The organism is Desulfomicrobium escambiense DSM 10707 (assembly GCF_000428825.1).
GTDB lineage: Bacteria > Desulfobacterota > Desulfovibrionia > Desulfovibrionales > Desulfomicrobiaceae > Desulfomicrobium > Desulfomicrobium escambiense.
Genome location: NZ_KE386803.1, coordinates 107,538 through 124,478, shown reverse-complemented (window position 1 = coordinate 124,478; position 16,941 = coordinate 107,538). Strand labels below are relative to the sequence as shown.

Sequence of the window (16,941 nt, the reverse complement as noted above, 5' to 3'; positions counted from 1 at the left end):
GCCTGTTCAGTAGTGGGGCGGTTTTTCATCTGGATCGAAGGGAGGCATGGCGGAGACGTCCTTCAGCTTCCTGCCCAAGAGCGTCACCAGATGCCGAAGCTCCCGGATTTCCTTCTGCTGTTCTATGACAACCGAGCTCAGCTCATCAACCGTTTTTTGTAAATAGAGGTATTTGATCTCAATGTCTTCGAATCTTTCCTGCATGTGCTCCTCCGGCAGCGGGATGGTTTGTCGGTCATCTCCCTTGACCTGAAGCGGGGGGCGCCGATAGGGAATCGCCATCAATCCGGCACCCACAGGAGACGCCCCATGACCAACGCCGCCCAGATCTTCACTCCGGACTTCCTGGACGAGGTCTTCCCCCAGTCGCGGACCGACGCCTTCTTCGAGGCCCTTTTCGGCGACGCCGAGGACGGGGCTTACGACATCCGTCTGCGGTTCGAAAAGCACGCTCCGGACGAGCTCGCCTTCGCCTTTCAGCTGCACCAGCGCCCGGGCATGTGCCTGGCCTGCAACCTGACCTACGGCCTGCCCCAGGTTTTCACCCGGCACCCGGTCCTGGCCTTGGCCAAGCTGGCCCAGACCCTCGGCGAACGCATCGGCAAAACCCCCGCCTCGTGGGCCCTTGGCGCCACCCGGGAAATCTCGCGCAGCCTGCACGTCATACCCTTTACCATCAGGATCGCCTGACGGACAGCAACAATTTCCTCACGCGCCGGCGTGTGCAATTCGGGAATTTTTGACTCAGGTCAAGGATTCCCGGATCGTTTTGCACCAGGATGACGGCATGACCACACCCGACACTCTCCCCACGCACAGTCTCAAGGTCTGCCGCGGCGCGACCGGATGCCCCCATGCCGTCATCGGACGGGACATCTCGAAGGAAATCGACGCCGTCATGGCCCGTTCCGGCTGGAACGCCTTCCTTGCCGCCGGCGTGAAGCCCATCCGCCATCACCATCAATTCCGTCTCGCCGTGGCCTCGTGCCCCAACGGATGCTCCCAGCCGCACATCGCAGACTTCGGCCTGATCGCCTTCGGCCGGGTCGGCGTCGAGCCGGACGCATGCACGGCCTGCGGGCTCTGCGTCGACGCCTGCGCCGAAAAGGCCCTGACCCTGGGCGGCCCGATCAGTCTTGACCCGTCGCGCTGCCTGGGTTGCGGGGCCTGCGTCCGGGCCTGCCCCTCCGGAGCCCTGCAAACCGCCGCAACAGGCTGGCGCGTGGTCCTGGGCGGCAAGCTCGGCCGGCACCCGCGCCTGGCCCACGAACTGGGTGTCTACGGTCTGCCCGAAGCCATGGGCATCCTGGAGCGGGTCTTGCGCACGCTCATGACTCAAGGTCGGCCCGGGCTGCGCCTCGGGGATTTCGTCGAGAGGATGGGCCGGGAAAATTTCGACGCGGCGGTGCGGCCATGAAGACCTCCACCCGCGTCCTCTTCACCCTCTGCGCCCTGACCTCGGCCGCGCACTTTCTGCGCTTCGGCACCCTGTGGGAAGCCCTGCCTGCGCTCATCCTGGCCCCCGCGGTCTGGTTCCCGAAATTCCTGCCCCGCCCCCTGCTCATCCTGGCCGCCGTCGGCGGGACGGCCCTGTGGGCCTTCCAGGCCCAATCCCTGGTGGCCTGGCGCATGAGCTTCGGGCTGCCCTGGGTGCGCCTGGCCCTGATCCTGGGCGCCGTCAGCCTAGCCCACGCGGCCGCCGCGCTGCTGCTTGCGGGCGGACCCGGTCGACGCATCTTCGGAAGCCTGCGCCCGCAGGACATGGTCTCCTCGGCCGTGGCCCTGCTCGTGGCCGGCACCCTCGCCCTGGCCGTGTCCAAAACGTCCTTTCCCCTGCTCTTGGGCGAACGGTTTCTCCCCGGCTCGGGGCCTCTCTGGATCGCCCTCTTCGCCGTCTACGGCAGCCTCGTGGCCGGCTGGATGCTGGACGGGCCTTCGGCCAAGATCCGCGGACACATCTGGACCCTCTTCTCGGCCGTCTTCTTCGGCCAGCTGCTGCTCGGCCTGTCGGGGTGGGAGCAGTTCCTCATGACCGGGAAACTCCACCTGCCCGTCCCGGCCCTGATCGTTTCGGGCCCCCTGTTCCGCGGCGAAGGCTTCTTCATGCCCATCCTGCTGGCCGTGTCGCTGCTGCTGGTCGGTCCGGCCTGGTGCAGCCACCTCTGCTACATCGGCGCCTGGGACGACCGCCTGGCCCGTCTCCACGACGGCAAACCCAAGGCCCTGCCGGCCTGGGCGCCGCGCCTGCGGGTCGCCCTCCTGGCCGCCGCCGTGGCCGCGCCCCTGGTCCTGCGCGCCCTGGGCGCGGGCTGGGCGTGGGGCCTTGGCCTGGCCGCGGTGTTCGGTCTGGCCGGGGTGGCGGTCATGGCCCTGGTTTCGCGCCGCAGCGGCACCATGGTCCACTGCACGGCCTGGTGCCCCATCGGCCTCCTGAACAACCTGATCGGCCGCGTCCTGCCCTGGCGCGTGTCCATCGACAGCTCCTGCACGGGCTGCGGCCTGTGCGCCAAGGCCTGCCGCTACAACGCCCTGACAAGGGCCGATCTCGAACGAAAGCGCCCCGGCCTGACCTGCTCCCTGTGCGGCGACTGTCTGCCGCGCTGCCCCCACGGGCATCTGGGTTACGCCTTTCCGGGACTGGGGCGGGACCGGGCGCGCCAGGTCTTCATCACTCTGGTCATCGCCCTGCACGCAGTCTTCCTGGCCGTCGCCCGCATCTGACAATCTTGTGAATCATCAATGAATCAACCCAATTGACATGAACGCCCCGGCCCAGAACCGTCCTAATACCTGTCCAGAACCCGCTCCTTCTCGGTAAAATCCCATTCCTTGAGGCCCAGGGCCACGAGGATGTCGTCGACGAGTTCGTCCACACTGCGGTGGGCCTGGAGCATGTGGTCCATGCCCGCCATGTACAGGGGCTCGCGCTCGGCCATGACCGCGGCCACCTCGTCGTGCAGGTCCAGGGGGGTCAGGGCGGGGCGCTGGGCCGCGTTGCCGTCACGCAGAAGCCTGCCAATCAGCAGCGCCGCGTCGGCCGCCAGGTAGAAGCTCACGCCCGTGCGGTACATGAGGTCTCGGTTGGCCTGGGACATGACAATGCCGCCACCCGTGGCCACGACCTTGCCGGGCAGTTCCGCGGCGCGGGCCAGAGCTTCGGACTCGAGGCGGCGGAACTCGTCCCAGCCCGCGTCGGCGACAATGGCTTCGATGGTCTTGCCCGCGGCTTCGACGACCAGGACGTCGGTGTCGATGCAGGCGCAGCCCAGAGCGGCGGCCAGGACCGCGCCCACGGTGGTCTTGCCGCTACCGCGCATGCCGAGCAGGTAGATATTCTTCTCCGCCAGGGAGAAGGGGGCGCGCTTGAACTGGCCGGGACGGAAAGTCATGGTCGCGTCGGACTCTTCGATCTCGGTTTTCTTTTTGATGAATGTCGTCATGGTTGTCCTCCTCGTCGTTGACGGCATCCCGAATCATTCAAAAAGGGCCAAAATGCAACGCGCAATACCGACTGCTCCGTACGTTGACGGCCAATCGCAACTCGGGCTAGCATTCATGATTCACCACCAACCACCCCAACAAGGATCGCCCATGAAGGCCCTGAAAACCCTGTTCGCCACCCTGCTACTCCTCTGCGCACCCACGATCCTCATGGCCCAGGGCGTCGAGAAAATCGGCGTGCAGGGCCTGCGGAACCTTATCGATTCGAGCAAGGGGCGTGTCCTGATCGTCAACTATTGGGCCACCTGGTGCAGCCCATGCGTGAAGGAGTTTCCGGGCCTCATGAACGTACGCAGGGAATTCGCCGAGAGCGACCTGAGCATCGTCGGCATCTCCGTGGACTACAACCCCAAGCTCGTCGAGAACTTCATCAAGCAGAACAAGGTCAATTTCCCCATCTTCCTCGATGACGGCTCCATCGGCCAGATGATGGACATCGGCTCCATCCCGCGCACCCTGATCTACGACCGCCAGGGCAAGAAGATTCTCGACCACCTCGGGTTCATCCCCGAGGAAAGCTTCCGCCACGTGGTGGCGCGACTGCTGGGAACCCCATGAAGATTCTGGCGGAACTGGCCGAAAGGGCGATCATCGAGGCCCAGTTGCGCGGCGAGTTCGATGGGCTCGAAGGTCAGGGGCGGCCGCTGCCCGACCAGTCGGACCCGTTCATGCCCGAAGCCCTGCGCATGGCCTACAAGGTCCTGAAGAACTCCGGCTACGTGCCCGAAGCCATCCAGTCCCAGCGTGAAATCCGCTCCCTGATCGAATGCCTGGAGAACGAGACGGACGAGTCGCGCAAGATGCGCCAGATCCAAAAGGTCCAGCTCTTCCTGGCCCGCGCCAAAATCCGCCACGGCGGCCTCCTGCAGGAGGAAAACGAGGCGTACTTTCAAAAAGTGGTGGCCCGAACCACCCTGAACACCACATCATGAACCCACATCGCCGCACCCTGCTCAAGGCCGCCCTCGCCCCCCTGCTCCTGCCCCTGCTGGGCGGAGAGGCCCGGGCCACGGCCGTGTCCGAAGTGTCCGAAATACGCGTCATCCAGACCAAGGACCCGGCGCGGACCCTGGAACGCGTGTCCGCCCCGGGCTACGCCCACGCCCTGGCCCAGTCCGTGCTGGCCTTCATCATCGAGGGCTACCCCAAGGGCAACCTCCCGGTCTGGAAAAAGCCCCTGGCCGAGGTGGACTTCAACACGCGCATCCCCCTCATCTGCGAACACGTGGTGCGCGGCGTGATCCGCCACGCCGCCATCCATCCGGTGGACCCGTGCTGGATCATGGGCCAGATGATGGCCGAATCCTTCTTCTGCGAGTTCGCCGTGTCCTCGGCCCTGGCCGTGGGGCCCTGCCAGTTCATTTCCGCCACGGCCCGGGGGTACGGCATGGTCTGCGCCGACGCCCACGGCCAGCCCGCCGGCTTCGCCCGACGCCCGGACCTGGAACCGGAATTCGCGAACATGGCCGACCGCCGCGACCAGATGCGCGCCCTGCGCCGCGAGCAACCCGACCTCTTCGGCAACCCCGCAAAGCTCCTGCGCACCCTGCTGAACGCCCAGACTGCGGGCAAGGCCATCCCCTCGGCCGGGACCTACGCCCTGGCCCTGGACCGCATGGACCTCCTGCAGTCCAGCTACGCCATGGCCCGGGACAACTGCCGGCTGTTCATGGAGGAGAACTTCCGGGGCCGCTCCATCTTCAACCCCCAGGATGCGGCCTTTTTCGAGAAATTCGACCAGCGCGTCCTCTACGAGCGTTGCATCGACGCCATGGTCAGGATGATGGCCGAGAACCTGCGTTCCCGCAGCGGCAATATCCTGGCGGCCACCGCCGGCTACAACGCGGGCCTCGGCAGCACGGACTACGCCAAGGCCGGCATCTACGAACCCTACGGCCGCATCCCCAATTTCGCCGAAACCGTGGACTACGTCAGCAAGATCCTCGTCAATCACTACGAGATCACCCGGCGCATGGGCTAGGCCATGAACCCGTCCAAAGTCAGCCGCGACCGTCTCGAAACCCTGACCGACCTGCCCAACATCGGCCCGGCCATGGCCGCCGACCTGCGCCTGCTGGGCTTCGACCACCCCGCGCAGCTCGCGGGCCAGGACCCGCAGGCCCTCTACGACCGCCTCGGAGAACTGACCGGCGGCCGCCAGGACCCGTGCGTGCTGGACGTCCTCGTCTCCGTGACCAGATTCATGGACGGCGAGGAGCCCAGGCCGTGGTGGCACTACACGCCGGAGAGGAAGAACCGGACCATTGTCTGAGCCGGTCCCTTCGCACGTGTTCAGACCCTGCTTGAAGCCGCCAGCCTTCCGAAAGAATGGATCCCCGCCTTCGCGCGGATGACGTGGTGATATTGCGGAAAGCGGCGGACCATTCAGGCGATGGCCATACGCATCGTCTCGCGTCATCCCCGCGAAGGCGGGGATCCACGCTTTTCCTCCGGCTTCCTCTTCCCGACCTCTCCTCCAAGCGCCACCCCCAGCCATCCTGACCGGTCCGGGCGAGGCCCGTCGAAACTCCTTCGCTGGCCTCGTAACGTTTTCCCGTCGCTTCTTCGGACCGAGGCTGTCACTTCGGGCGGCGGGCGACGGGAAAACGAACGATGCCTGGCTCAGTCAGACAGTCGACGGGCCTCGCCCGGACCGGTCAGGATGGCGGCCGCACAGGCGCGAATCTTGTATGGTCCCGCACACGTAATCAGTGCCGGTTTCGTCCATCAATACCGGGCATCCTCGACAACAGGAAATCTTCCCAGCGATACCGGGAATATTTCCTACTTGACCGCCCGTTTTCCCATCCGATAATCGATTTTTTGGCCTCTTCCTTGCTTATTTCAACTCCCCGGCTCGAATTTCAGGCCGGAGAGCAGTATTTTTCTTCAATTTTGTCATTAAAAGCCTTGTCGCCCTGGGAAAATATGACATTTCTGTCATATAAATCTCCACTTCTCAAAGGCGCCGGGGAAAGAACACTCATCAGGGAGTAGCGCGCTATGTGTCGATTGTTTGCGCTGACCAGCAGCGACCCCGTCTCCCCCATGGATGCCATCCGGGCCCTGGATGTCATGCGCGAGGGACACGACGGCTCGGGCGTCGGCCTGTACCTGTCGGATCTGGCCGGTCCGTTCGAGTCCATGAAGGACAGCCCCGTCCTGTCCGGAATCTTCACCGACCTGGGCATGAAGCGTCTCGACGAGTTCATGGAAGCCAAGGGCTTCACCCTCAGGTACGACATGCCCATCACGCCCAAGGGGCCGCTGCCGACCTGGACGCCCAAGCGTGACCGTTACGTGGTCCGCGCCTACGACATCCCCGCCGCCTGGAAGGACCTGAGCGACGCCGAAAAGGGCCAGGGCTACCTGCTGACCCGTCTGGAACTCAAGCACATGGGCCTGCAGGACGAGAGCATGACCGTCTTCTCCTTCTGGCCCGACACGGTCATGATCAAGGAGATCGGCGACCCGCTGCAGGTCGGCGAGTACCTGGGCCTGGACCGCCCCGAGATCATGAGCCGCCTCATCCTGGCCCAGGGCCGGCAGAACACCAACTACGCCATCAACCTCTACGCCTGCCACCCCTTCTTCATCGAAGGCTTAAGCACCATGACCAACGGCGAGAACACGGCCTTCGTGCCCATCCGCGACTACCTCATGGGCCAGGGCGTGCCCGGCTACGAGGGCTACAACTCTGACTCCGAGGTCTTCACGCACATCCTGCACTACACCATCCGCAGGCTGGGGCTGCCCTTCGAGGCGTACAAGCATATCATCACGCCTCTGAAGGACCACGAGATGAAAGGCCACCCCGACCAGGCCTTCCTGTCCAAGCTGAAGCAGATCTGCCGGCGCCTCATCATCGACGGCCCCAACTGCGTCATCGGCTGCCTGCCGGACAAGTCCATGTTCATGGTCCAGGACAGCAAGAAGCTGCGCCCCGGCGTGGTCGGTGGCCGTCCCGGCCTGTACGCGTTCTCGTCCGAGATCTGCGGCCTGGACCTGGCCATCCCCGATCGTGACAAGTCCCAGGATTTCCAACCCATGCATCTGGATTCGGCCATCGTTGGCCCGGACCGCCAGGAGGTCAGAGTATGTCGGCAGTCGCAGCCATTACCCCTTCCCAACTGAGCCTCAAGGACCTGCCCTGGCAGATCCGCTGGGACAAGGACCGCTGCACCCTGTGCGGCCAGTGCGCGGCCGTGTGCCCCATGCAGACGCTGGAACTGGGCACCTTCCGCAAGCGCATCGTCAAGGTCCCGGCCGGGCTGAAGAGCAAGCCCGAGAACGAGCACACCGTCTACTACGGCATCCGCCAGCGCACGGCCCCGCATCAGGCCTGCATCGGCTGCGCGACCTGCACCATGGTCTGCCCCAATGACGCCATCATGCCCATGCATTCCGACGAGAAGGACAAACTGCGCATGCACGTCAACCTCGGCGGACAGCCCCGCACCCGCGGCGGCCGCCGCAACGACAGCGGCTCGGTGCTCGACCAGATCAAGTTCATCCGCATCTCCATGCTGACGGACCCGGCCCTGGACTCGGGCCGCCACGAGTTCGACCTGCGCACCCTCATCGGCCGCATCCAGTCCCCGGCCGAAGGCTTGGCCACCTTCAAGGAGCAGGGCTGGGCCCCGGCCGTGCGCGAGATCTACCCGCTCATGATCGGCAGCATGTCGTTTGGCGCCCTGTCCCCGAACATGTGGGAAGGCCTGCAGATGGGCGTGGCGTACCTGAACGAGGAACTGAACATGCCCGTGCGCATGTGCACGGGCGAGGGCGGCTGCCCGCCGCGCCTGCTCAGGTCGCGTTTCCTCAAATATGTCATTCTCCAGATCGCCTCGGGCTACTTCGGCTGGGACGAGATCATCCACGCCATCCCGCACATGAAGGAAGACCCCTGCGCCATCGAGATCAAGTACGGCCAGGGCGCCAAGCCCGGCGACGGCGGCCTGCTCATGTGGCACAAGGTCAACAAGCTCATCGCGGCCATCCGCGGCGTGCCTCCGGGAGTGAGCCTGCCGAGCCCGCCGACGCACCAGACCCAGTACTCCATCGAGGAGTCCGTGGCCAAGATGATCCAGTCCATGTCCATGGCCTGGGGCTTCCGCGTGCCCGTATACCCCAAGATCTCGGCCACGACCACGACCAACGCCGTGCTCAACAACCTCTGCCGCAACCCCTACGCCGCGGGCCTGGCCGTGGACGGCGAGGACGGCGGCACCGGCGCGGCCTACAACGTGTCCATGAACCACATGGGCAGCCCCATCGCCTCCAACATCCGCGACGCCTACCTGACCCTGTGCAAGATCGGCAAACAGAACGAGGTCCCGCTCATCGCCGGCGGCGGCATCGGCAAGAACGGCAACCTGGCCGCCAACGCCGCGGCCCTGATCATGCTCGGCGCCTCGGCCGTGCAGATCGGCAAGTACGCCATGCAGGCCGCGGCCGGGTGCGTGGGTTCGGAGTCCGACCGCTGCAACGTGTGCAACATCGGCGTCTGCCCCAAGGGCATCACCTCGCAGGATCCGCGCGTCTACCGCCGCCTCGATCCGGAGAAGGTCGCCGAACGGCTGGTGGACCTCTACGTCAGCTTCGACACGGAACTGAAGAAGATCGTCGCCCCCCTGGGCCGCTCCACCTCGCTGCCCATCGGCATGTCCGACGCCCTGGGCATCGCCGACAAGGACGCGGCTGACAGACTGGCCATCAAGTACGTGGTGTAGGGAGAGAAGCGGATATGCAGAACAACACATTCATTGCGGGCAAGGAAAACGGCGTGCGCCTGGAATCGCGCATCCTGGAGGAACGCATCCAGGATGCCGTGCGTCAGGGAGCGCGCGAACTGACCATCGAGGCCTGCGGCCAGCACGGCCTGGGCGGCCGCCTGTGGGTGGCCAAGGAAGAACCCATCCACGTCACCATCACCGGCGCGCCCGGCCAGCGCATGGCCTCCCTGGGCGTGCCCGGCACCTTCATCGAGGTCATGGGACCGGCCTCCGACGACACGGGCTGGCTCAACGCCGGCGCCGAAGTCGTGGTGCACGGCAATGCCGGCAACGGCACCTGCAACGCCATGGCCCAGGGCAAGGTCTTCGTCGGAGGCGACGTCGGCTCCCGTTCCATGACCATGACCAAGCAGAACCCGCGCTTCCCCGCCCCGGAACTGTGGGTCCTGGGCCAGGCCGGGGACTACTTCGCCGAGTTCATGGCCGGCGGCGTGGCCGTGGTCTGCGGCGTGGACGCCATCGACCAGGCCTGCACCCTGGGCTACCGGCCCTGCGTGGGCATGGTCGGCGGCCGCATCTTCTACCGCGGCCAGGAGCAGACAGTCAGCGCGGCCGACGCCATCCACGCCCCCATCACCGACGACGACTGGGCCTGGCTGACCGAAAACCTCAAGCAGTTTTTGAACAAACTGGGCAAGGACGACCTCTTCGCCACGCTTGCCGTGCGCGAGGAGTGGCATCTGGCCCGGGCCAAGACGCCGCACGAGAAGATCACCAGAAAGCGCAAGTCCATGTCCGAGTTCCACGCCAAGGTCTGGGACATGGAGCTCGGCCGCGGCGGCCTGGTCGGCGACCTGACCTCCGTCGACCGATCGCCCATCGGCCTCATCACCACCGGCGAGCTGCGCCGCAACGTGCCCGTCTGGGAAAACTGCAAGTACATGCCTCCCTGCCAGGCCAGCTGCCCCTCGGGCATCCCGGTGCAGAAGCGCTGGCAGCTCATCCGCGAAGGCCGCCTGGCCGAGGCCGTGGACCTGTCCCTGGAGTTCACGCCCTTCCCGGCCACGGTCTGCGGCTACCTCTGCCCCAACCTGTGCATGGAAGGCTGCACGCGCGGCCTGGGCAGCCTCAAGCCCGTGGACGCCAAGATGCTCGGCAAGGAGGGCATCAACGCCCACCCGCCCATGCTGCCCCTGTCCTCGGACAAGAAGGTGGCCGTCATCGGCGGCGGCCCGGCCGGCATCTCCGTGGCCTGGCAGCTGCGCCTGAAAGGGCACAAGGCGTCCGTGTTCGACATGGACGAGAAGCTCGGCGGCAAGCTGCAGGCCTCCATCCCGGCCAACCGCATCCCGCCCGAGGTGCTGGCGGCGGAACTTGACCGCGCCCGCGAGGTCATCCCCCACGTTCGCCTGGAGAAGAAGCTGACCCGCGAGGACTTCGAGGCCATCAGGAAGGACTACGACTTCATCGTCCTGGCCACCGGCGCCCAGCGCCCGCGCACCCTGCCCGTACCCGGCAACGAGCGGCTCGTCACGGCCCTGGACTTCCTCAAGGCCGCCAAGCACGGCGACGGCAAGGTCGGTGAGCGCGTGGTCGTCATCGGCGCCGGCAACGTGGGCTGCGACGTGGCCACCGAGGCCGCCCGCCTGGGCGCCAAGAGCCTGACCCTCATCGACGTGCAGAAGCCCGCCTCCTTCGGCAAGGAGCGCGAGGAGGCCGAAAAGGCCGGGGCCCAGTTCATGTGGCCCTGCTTCACCAAGGAGATCACGGCCGAAGGCGTGGTCCTGACGGACGGGCGGGTTCTGCCGGCCGACACGGTCGTTATCTCCATCGGCGACACGCCGGACCTGGAGGCCTTCCCCGAGAACATCGCCCGCGAACGCGGCTTCATCACCGTCAACGAGGTCAACCAGACCACGGACCCGCACGTCTTCGCCATCGGCGACCTGGTCAAGCTGGGCTTACTCACCCAGGCCATCGGCGACGGCCGCCGCGCGGCCCAGGCCATCGACGACATCGTGGCCGGCCGCCGGCCCCTGTCCGTCACGGCCGACATGATGGAGGAGCTCAAGACGCGCATCGAGTACATGGACCCGGGCAACCACATGTCCGAGACCATCGACTACTCGCGCATGAACCTGGCCTACTTCGACCCGCGCCTGGGCGGCTTCGAGAGCCTGGACCAGTGCGCCGAGGAGTGCTCGTCGTGCGGCGTGTGCCGCGACTGCGGCATCTGCGAGGCCATCTGCCCCCGCGGCGCCATCAGCCGCCAGGCCCTGCCGGACAACGAGTTCGCAATGGTCTGCGACAGCGAGAAGTGCATCGGCTGCGGCTTCTGCGCCGGAGCCTGCCCATGCGGCATCTGGACGCTGATCCCGAACACGCCGCTGGGATAACCGGCGGCAACTCCGGACGAAGAACGGCGAGGTCACTCAACGATATCGAAGGGGGAAAGGCGACTTTCCCCCTTTTTTCGTGACTGATCGCGAAGTGCGACGATGAGGCATGCGGCGACGGCAGCTCTTGGCCGACATCACGCAACCGTCCCAACGCATACCCCGGGCCCGATGCGCCCACGAGCGGCGGCAACAGCCGCTTCGGGTCACAAGCCCGCCGCGGCCACGCCCCCTGTTGTCGGATGTAGCGTTATTCTCCGCGTATCATGCGGCGATTGTGCGAAGTCTTCGCCGCACGATGGAGGAAAGGTTGGCAGCCGGCTGAAGCCGCGCAATCCGCAGGACAGCCTCAACCGGGCAGGTCCTCGCGGGTCCAGCGGGTGAAGCGGATGCCGCCGTTCTTCTTGACCTGGTGAAAGGGCAGGCCGGCGCGGATGCCGTCGAGGACGGGCTCGGGGTCCGTGACCACCGAACCGCACAGGTAATCGGCCCCGAATTCGAACAGGGAGTTCGACAGCGGGGTGCTCGGCCCGAGCACGAGAACAGTGGCCTGCCGGGCGCGGCTCAGGAAGTAGGCCATCCGGCGGGTCAACAGCGCGGTCCCTGTCACGGCGAGCACGTCGAGCCCGGCCAGGGTCTCGTCCCATGCCTGAGGCGGGACTGCGCCCGGGACGTCGCGCAACTCGAAGAGATGCATTTCACCGACCCGTTCGCGCAGCGAGGACACGAACGGAAACTCGCCCACCAGCCCCACCTTGCCGTTTTGCCCCAGGGCGACGATGAGCTCGTCGGCAGGCCCGCCCGGGGCGGCCGAGGCGCTCTCGGGCCCCGGCGCGTTGGCCGCGTTGACCGCCGCCAGACCCAAGCTGACGCAGAACGCTGAGCATGACATGATGTTCCGGGCAAGTTCGGCCACGGTCCGACCTTCGGCGGTATGGACCTGCCGCAAGCCCTCGTCGTCGGCCCTGGCCCCGAGCAGGGAGGAAAGCCCCACGCGGCTGCCGGCAACGACGGCCAGAAACTTGTCGCCGACGACGACCCGCTCGACCACTGCCTCGGGCCGTGCCAGAGAACGGACCATCTCCTCGGCCAGCCGCAGCTCCCCGCCCTGCAAGGGAGGACGTGACTTGACTTTTACATTCTCATGATGAGTGCAGACCGTCTTGCTCATTGCAACTCCCGTTCTTCTCAAGCAGCATCCAGTCTCCGACGCTGAAGGAATAATGATTGGCGATGACCGGGCACTTGACCTGGAACAGAAACCAGATCTTGCGCGGGTCCTCGTTGAGGGTTTCGAAATTGCCCTGCCCCTTGGAGATCACGACGTCCGCGGCGTGAAAAATCCGCTGAAACTCGGCGGAGCATTCCCAGAGGACCGTGCCGGGGATGTCCGCGCCATTGCTGACGATTGCCGCCACCTCGTCGATGCCGGCTGCCGCGGCGTCCTCCCAGGTGGCGTCGTTGATGACCGGCGAGGCCTTGACCGCGTAGTGCACGTTCTTCCGCCGCGGAAAATGTTCGATGAGCAGCCTGTCAAAGACCGCTTCCCCCGCGTTGTCCCCCAGCACGAGAACCGTGTCGGCCGCGGCGATCTCGTCACGAAGCCGCGCCAGCGCCTCGGCGTCGAATGCCGTGGACCGCTCCAGAGCCTTCGAAAAGGAATCCGTAATAATCGCCTCGTTCCACTCGGACCGCATGCCGAAATCCAGAATGTTGCCGGCAATGGAAAACGCCAGCGCCGCGGCAAAAGGATTCCCGGCGTTCCGGATGGCTTCTCTGGCGCTGGCAGCGATGTCCAGGGCCCGCTGCGTGGATTTCCTTTTGATGGACAGGAACGGGTCGGCGTCATGAAGTTCGCGGCGGATGACCGCATGGACGGCCCGCACGATTTCCGGAGGCGTGACCGAAAGATCCGCCCGGGCGAGCCTGTCGAAAACGATCTTCATGATCTCCAGCACGACCCCATCGTCGTCCGTGACCATCCTGGATGCGTCCGCCGCCTGGCGGACGATGCACGGCAGGCAGTCGAGAGATGTCCTCATTATATTTCCTCTTTGAAGTGCTGCGTGGCACGGGATCGATCCTGCATCCCGAGGTTCCACTGTTTCCGGGTTCCCCCGCGCACTGCACGTAGCGCGCGCACGATGCGGCGGCAACCGGAGTCCGGACCGATCACGCGCCGGCTCACTCGCTCCCAATCCCATACCGCCTCATCTGGCTCCACACGCTCGTCCGAGAAATGCCCAATATCCTCGCCGCCTCGGACCGGTTGCCCCCGGCCTCTTCCAGGGCCTTGCGCAGGCGCTCCTTCTTGATTTCGTCGAGGCTGCGGCCCGAGACCTCGCCGGGGAGGCAGACTTCGGGTTGGCGGAAGACCTCGGCCGGGAGGTCGCGGGGTTCGATCATGTCCGTCTTGCAGGCCACCAATGCGTACTCGAAGGCGCTCCTGAGTTCGCGCACGTTGCCGGGCCAGGGATGGCGCAGAATCTGATCCATGGCCTCGCGGGAGATGCCGCGGACCTGCTTGCCCGACTTCATCTGGCTGCGACGGAAGAAGTGCGCGGCCAGGAGCGCTATGTCCTCCCGCCGTTCGCGCAGGGGCGGGATGCGGATGGGGATGACGTTGATGCGGTAGTAGAGGTCCTGGCGGAACTGGCCCTTGGCCACCAGATCCGGCAGGTCGCGGTTGGTGGCCGTGATGATGCGTGCGCGGACCGGGATGGGCCGGTGGTCGCCGACGCGCTCGATGACCTTCTCTTCCAGAACGCGCAGGAGCTTGACCTGGGTGGCCATGGGCAGGTCCCCGATCTCGTCGAGAAAGATGTCGCCGTCCGCCGCGCTCTCGAACCGGCCGACCCTGTCCTTGTGGGCCCCGGTGTAGGCGCCACGTACATGCCCGAAAAGCTCGCTCTCCAGCAACGATTCGTTCAGGGCCGCGCAGTTGACCTTGATGAACGGCTGATCGCGCCGGGGCCCGGCGTCGTGGATGGCCTTGGCCACCAGTTCCTTGCCCGTGCCGCTCTCGCCGTAGATGACCACGGGCGCGTCGGTCTGGGCCACGCCGTCGATGAGGTCGAAGACCTGCTGCATGCGCGCGTCGCGGCCGACGATGCCGTGGAAGCTGTCCTCGGCCGACAGTTCTCGCCGGAAAATCTCGATCTGCGCCTCCTTGTCCACGAGGTCGGAAATGTCCGTGATGGTTTCCACCGCGCCGATGACCGAGCCGTCGGCGTCGCGCAGCACCGAGGCGTTCTTGACCACGGGCAGCCGCGTCCCGTCCTTCCTGACCAGGCCGCACTTCTGGCGGCGCAGCTCGCCCTTCTCGAACATCACGCAGAAATGGCATTGGGGGATTCCCCGCGCCAACTCGCAGGTCGAGCAACCGAGGATGGAGCACGGCGCGCCGATGAGCTCCTCCCGGGCATAGCCCGTCATGTCCACCAGAGCCTGATTCACGGACACGATCTGCCCGTCCGGGGTGACGATCATGACCCCGTCCTGGATGGTGTTGACCACGGTCTTCCAGTACTGATTCAGGTTTTCTTCCATCTGTTCACCTGTCAACCAAAACGTTATTTTTATGAACACCATGCCGTTCAGATGTTTATTTTATGAACATGAAAAGTTCAAGGAACTCCGCTTCGAGCAAGCGCGCACCTCAGGATTAATGACAATTTATTCTCTACATTTCATATAGTTAAACATAAAAAATCATCGCGGCGCCGCTCAAGTTCCCGTGGTGGCATGGCCTTCGCTCTATAGGCCGCATGAAGTGCCACGACCAGTTTGAGCGCAAGGACGCAGCGGCCCGGATCGACATGCGCAACAGCATGGATTTCTTCTGCATGCTCAAGACCTGCGCCCTGATCAAACGGCTCCACCCCGGCGAGAGCGTACACGTCCTGGCCAACGACAGGAATTTCCTCGCGGACCTGCAGCGAGTGCACCCCGACTGCACCTTCGAGACCGTATCCTGCGTCATGGGCTTCGAAGAGAATGCGGACTACCTCGTCCGTGTCGCCAGAACCGTTCCCAAGGTCGAAAACCAGTAATCAGGAGGCCAACATGTCCGCCATCACCGTCACCTGTCCGTATTGTCAGGCCGAAACAACCATTACCCAAGCCGACGACTACGCACCACAGTTTCACCCATGCCCCTCGTGCGGGAAGAATTTCATCGCCGAGAGACGTGCCGGCGGACTCAGGGTCATGAAGGTCGCCGACGCCCCGTGCATGAGTAACCCGGATTGCCGGGAAGTCGAAACCAGCGCGACCTGCGAAGAATAGAGCGGGAACGACACCATGTGGAACGTACTGCAAACCATCTCGAAAAATCTGGTCACGGCCATCCCGGCGGTCATGGTCCTGGGCTTCATCAGCGGCCTGCTGGGCGACGTGTCGTGGCTCAAGGGTCTTATCGTGCCGTTCACCTTTCTCATGGTCTACCCCATGATGGTCACCCTCAAGATCAACCAGGTCTTCTCCGGCGGCGACATCAAGGCCCAGATCATCACCCAGCTCGTCAACTTCGGCCTTGTGCCCTTCCTGGCTTTCGGGGTGGCCTGGGTCTTCTTCCGCGAACAGCCCTACATGATGCTCGGCGTCGTCCTGGCCGGCCTGGTGCCCACCAGCGGCATGACCATCTCCTGGACGGGCTTCGCCAAGGGCAACGTGGCCGCGGCCGTGAAGATGACCGTCATCGGGCTGACCCTGGGCTCCCTGGCCACGCCGATCTACGTCCGGAGCCTGCTGGGAGCCAGCATCGAGATGGATGTCTCGGCCGTCTTCTCCCAGATCGTGCTCATCGTCTTCCTGCCCATGGCCCTGGGGTACGCCACCCAGCGGGTTCTGGTTCGCGTCTACGGCCAGAAGGCCTTCGCCGAACGCCTGGGCCCGCGATTCCCGGCCCTGTCCACCGTCGGGGTGCTCGGCATCGTCTTCATCGCCCTGGCCCTCAAAGCCAAGACCATCATGGGCGCGCCCGCCGTGCTGCTGCAGATCCTCGTCCCCCTGGCCGTCATCTACGGGGCGAACTTCATCCTCAGCACGATCCTGGGGCGCATGCTCCTGCCGCGCGGCGACGCCATCGCCATGGTCTACGGCACGGTCATGCGCAACCTGTCCATCGCCCTGGCCGTGGCCATGAACGCCTTCGGCGCGGGCGGCTCCGATGCGGCCCTGGTCGTGGCCATGGCCTACATCATCCAGGTCCAGAGCGCGGCCTGGTACGTCCGGCTGACCGACCGCCTCTTCGGCCCGGCCCAGGCGCCGGGATTCACCGCACCCCAACCCGCCGGCAGGAGCTAGAA

18 protein-coding genes are annotated in these 16,941 nt (G+C 65.3%); 13 read left to right on the top strand and 5 right to left on the bottom strand.

Translation table 11 applies throughout. The features are described 5' to 3' along the window. Positions 1–6: 6 nt before the first annotated feature. Complete coding sequence (locus tag G394_RS19725; protein ID WP_169725584.1) at positions 7–204, bottom strand: SlyX family protein; 198 nt, start codon at positions 202–204, stop codon at positions 7–9. Between the two features lie 105 nt (positions 205–309). On the opposite strand from G394_RS19725, the gene G394_RS0116615 reads away from it, so the two are divergent. From G394_RS0116615 to G394_RS0116605, 3 genes are all read left to right on the top strand, one after another. Further along, positions 310–690, top strand: a complete 381-nt coding sequence (locus tag G394_RS0116615) for a hypothetical protein (protein ID WP_028578604.1) — start codon at positions 310–312, stop codon at positions 688–690. A 97-nt stretch (positions 691–787) separates the two neighbouring features. Beyond that, positions 788–1,417, top strand: a complete 630-nt coding sequence (locus G394_RS19720) for a 4Fe-4S dicluster domain-containing protein (RefSeq protein ID WP_051307277.1) — start codon at positions 788–790, stop codon at positions 1,415–1,417. Further along, a complete protein-coding gene (locus G394_RS0116605; RefSeq protein ID WP_028578603.1) occupies positions 1,414–2,721 on the top strand; it encodes a 4Fe-4S binding protein in 1,308 nt (435 codons plus the stop codon). The genes G394_RS19720 and G394_RS0116605 overlap by 4 nt, the downstream gene beginning before the upstream one ends. Positions 2,722–2,783: 62 nt before the next feature. Here G394_RS0116605 and aroL read toward each other — a convergent pair whose 3' ends face one another. Further along, complete coding sequence (gene aroL, locus G394_RS19715) at positions 2,784–3,440, bottom strand: shikimate kinase AroL (protein WP_169725583.1); 657 nt, start codon at positions 3,438–3,440, stop codon at positions 2,784–2,786. A gap of 151 nt (positions 3,441–3,591) precedes the next feature. Here aroL and G394_RS19710 point away from each other — a divergent pair, with 151 nt between their 5' ends. From G394_RS19710 to G394_RS0116565, 7 genes are all read left to right on the top strand, one after another. After that, positions 3,592–4,059 carry a TlpA family protein disulfide reductase gene (locus tag G394_RS19710; protein ID WP_051307275.1) on the top strand — a complete coding sequence of 156 codons (468 nt, stop codon included), beginning with the start codon at positions 3,592–3,594 and terminating at the stop codon, positions 4,057–4,059. After that, entirely contained in the window at positions 4,056–4,433 is a 378-nt protein-coding gene (locus tag G394_RS0116590) for a DnaJ family domain-containing protein (RefSeq protein WP_028578602.1), read from the top strand. Before G394_RS19710 ends, G394_RS0116590 begins: the two co-directional genes overlap by 4 nt. Then, positions 4,430–5,482 (top strand): lytic transglycosylase domain-containing protein, encoded by a 1,053-nt coding sequence (locus G394_RS19705; protein ID WP_051307274.1) that lies wholly within the window; start codon positions 4,430–4,432, stop codon positions 5,480–5,482. Before G394_RS0116590 ends, G394_RS19705 begins: the two co-directional genes overlap by 4 nt. A 3-nt stretch (positions 5,483–5,485) precedes the next feature. Next, the gene (locus G394_RS0116580; RefSeq protein ID WP_028578601.1) at positions 5,486–5,773 is read left to right on the top strand and encodes a helix-hairpin-helix domain-containing protein; all 288 of its coding nucleotides are present in this window, start codon (positions 5,486–5,488) and stop codon (positions 5,771–5,773) included. 731 nt (positions 5,774–6,504) lie between these two features. Continuing rightward, positions 6,505–7,635 carry a class II glutamine amidotransferase domain-containing protein gene (locus tag G394_RS0116575; RefSeq protein ID WP_028578600.1) on the top strand — a complete coding sequence of 377 codons (1,131 nt, stop codon included), beginning with the start codon at positions 6,505–6,507 and terminating at the stop codon, positions 7,633–7,635. Continuing rightward, on the top strand, positions 7,599–9,233 hold the full coding sequence (locus G394_RS0116570; RefSeq protein ID WP_028578599.1) for a glutamate synthase-related protein: 1,635 nt from the start codon (positions 7,599–7,601) through the stop codon (positions 9,231–9,233). Before G394_RS0116575 ends, G394_RS0116570 begins: the two co-directional genes overlap by 37 nt. 14 nt (positions 9,234–9,247) lie before the next feature. Continuing rightward, positions 9,248–11,632, top strand: coding sequence for an FAD-dependent oxidoreductase (locus tag G394_RS0116565; RefSeq protein WP_028578598.1), 2,385 nt, complete (start codon positions 9,248–9,250; stop codon positions 11,630–11,632). A gap of 349 nt (positions 11,633–11,981) precedes the next feature. Here the strand turns inward: G394_RS0116565 and G394_RS20440 are convergent, their stop codons facing one another. The 3 genes from G394_RS20440 to G394_RS0116550 form a co-directional block, all read right to left on the bottom strand. Continuing rightward, on the bottom strand, positions 11,982–12,803 hold the full coding sequence (locus G394_RS20440; protein ID WP_084435774.1) for a Rossmann-like domain-containing protein: 822 nt from the start codon (positions 12,801–12,803) through the stop codon (positions 11,982–11,984). Continuing rightward, positions 12,775–13,674 carry a damage-control phosphatase ARMT1 family protein gene (locus G394_RS19695; protein ID WP_051307272.1) on the bottom strand — a complete coding sequence of 300 codons (900 nt, stop codon included), beginning with the start codon at positions 13,672–13,674 and terminating at the stop codon, positions 12,775–12,777. Before G394_RS19695 ends, G394_RS20440 begins: the two co-directional genes overlap by 29 nt. Positions 13,675–13,816: 142 nt before the next feature. After that, positions 13,817–15,181 (bottom strand): sigma-54 interaction domain-containing protein, encoded by a 1,365-nt coding sequence (locus G394_RS0116550; protein ID WP_028578597.1) that lies wholly within the window; start codon positions 15,179–15,181, stop codon positions 13,817–13,819. A gap of 218 nt (positions 15,182–15,399) precedes the next feature. Here G394_RS0116550 and G394_RS0116545 point away from each other — a divergent pair, with 218 nt between their 5' ends. Genes G394_RS0116545 through G394_RS0116535 form a run of 3 tightly spaced genes read left to right on the top strand, consistent with a single transcriptional unit; the run spans position 15,400 to position 16,939 of the window. After that, positions 15,400–15,684, top strand: coding sequence for a hypothetical protein (locus tag G394_RS0116545; RefSeq protein WP_028578596.1), 285 nt, complete (start codon positions 15,400–15,402; stop codon positions 15,682–15,684). A gap of 13 nt (positions 15,685–15,697) precedes the next feature. After that, entirely contained in the window at positions 15,698–15,919 is a 222-nt protein-coding gene (locus tag G394_RS0116540; RefSeq protein ID WP_028578595.1) for a hypothetical protein, read from the top strand. A 15-nt stretch (positions 15,920–15,934) separates the two neighbouring features. Then, the gene (locus G394_RS0116535; RefSeq protein ID WP_028578594.1) at positions 15,935–16,939 is read left to right on the top strand and encodes an arsenic resistance protein; all 1,005 of its coding nucleotides are present in this window, start codon (positions 15,935–15,937) and stop codon (positions 16,937–16,939) included. Positions 16,940–16,941 lie beyond the last annotated feature (2 nt).

Excerpts from the sequence above, each read along its gene's own strand:
- G394_RS19710 (WP_051307275.1), top strand. The coding sequence starts at position 3,592 with ATGAAGGCCCTGAAAACCCTGTTCGCCACCCTGCTACTCCTCTGCGCA.
- G394_RS19705 (WP_051307274.1), top strand. The coding sequence starts at position 4,430 with ATGAACCCACATCGCCGCACCCTGCTCAAGGCCGCCCTCGCCCCCCTG.
- G394_RS0116565 (WP_028578598.1), top strand. The coding sequence starts at position 9,248 with ATGCAGAACAACACATTCATTGCGGGCAAGGAAAACGGCGTGCGCCTG.
- G394_RS0116540 (WP_028578595.1), top strand. The coding sequence starts at position 15,698 with ATGTCCGCCATCACCGTCACCTGTCCGTATTGTCAGGCCGAAACAACC.
- G394_RS0116590 (WP_028578602.1), top strand. The coding sequence starts at position 4,056 with ATGAAGATTCTGGCGGAACTGGCCGAAAGGGCGATCATCGAGGCCCAG.
- aroL (WP_169725583.1), bottom strand. The coding sequence starts at position 3,440 with ATGACGACATTCATCAAAAAGAAAACCGAGATCGAAGAGTCCGACGCG.
- G394_RS20440 (WP_084435774.1), bottom strand. The coding sequence starts at position 12,803 with ATGAGCAAGACGGTCTGCACTCATCATGAGAATGTAAAAGTCAAGTCA.
- G394_RS0116550 (WP_028578597.1), bottom strand. The coding sequence starts at position 15,181 with ATGGAAGAAAACCTGAATCAGTACTGGAAGACCGTGGTCAACACCATC.
- G394_RS19695 (WP_051307272.1), bottom strand. The coding sequence starts at position 13,674 with ATGAGGACATCTCTCGACTGCCTGCCGTGCATCGTCCGCCAGGCGGCG.
- G394_RS0116580 (WP_028578601.1), top strand. The coding sequence starts at position 5,486 with ATGAACCCGTCCAAAGTCAGCCGCGACCGTCTCGAAACCCTGACCGAC.
- G394_RS0116570 (WP_028578599.1), top strand. The coding sequence starts at position 7,599 with ATGTCGGCAGTCGCAGCCATTACCCCTTCCCAACTGAGCCTCAAGGAC.
- G394_RS0116605 (WP_028578603.1), top strand. The coding sequence starts at position 1,414 with ATGAAGACCTCCACCCGCGTCCTCTTCACCCTCTGCGCCCTGACCTCG.
- G394_RS0116575 (WP_028578600.1), top strand. The coding sequence starts at position 6,505 with ATGTGTCGATTGTTTGCGCTGACCAGCAGCGACCCCGTCTCCCCCATG.
- G394_RS0116535 (WP_028578594.1), top strand. The coding sequence starts at position 15,935 with ATGTGGAACGTACTGCAAACCATCTCGAAAAATCTGGTCACGGCCATC.
- G394_RS19720 (WP_051307277.1), top strand. The coding sequence starts at position 788 with ATGACCACACCCGACACTCTCCCCACGCACAGTCTCAAGGTCTGCCGC.
- G394_RS0116615 (WP_028578604.1), top strand. The coding sequence starts at position 310 with ATGACCAACGCCGCCCAGATCTTCACTCCGGACTTCCTGGACGAGGTC.
- G394_RS0116545 (WP_028578596.1), top strand. The coding sequence starts at position 15,400 with ATGAAGTGCCACGACCAGTTTGAGCGCAAGGACGCAGCGGCCCGGATC.
- G394_RS19725 (WP_169725584.1), bottom strand. The coding sequence starts at position 204 with ATGCAGGAAAGATTCGAAGACATTGAGATCAAATACCTCTATTTACAA.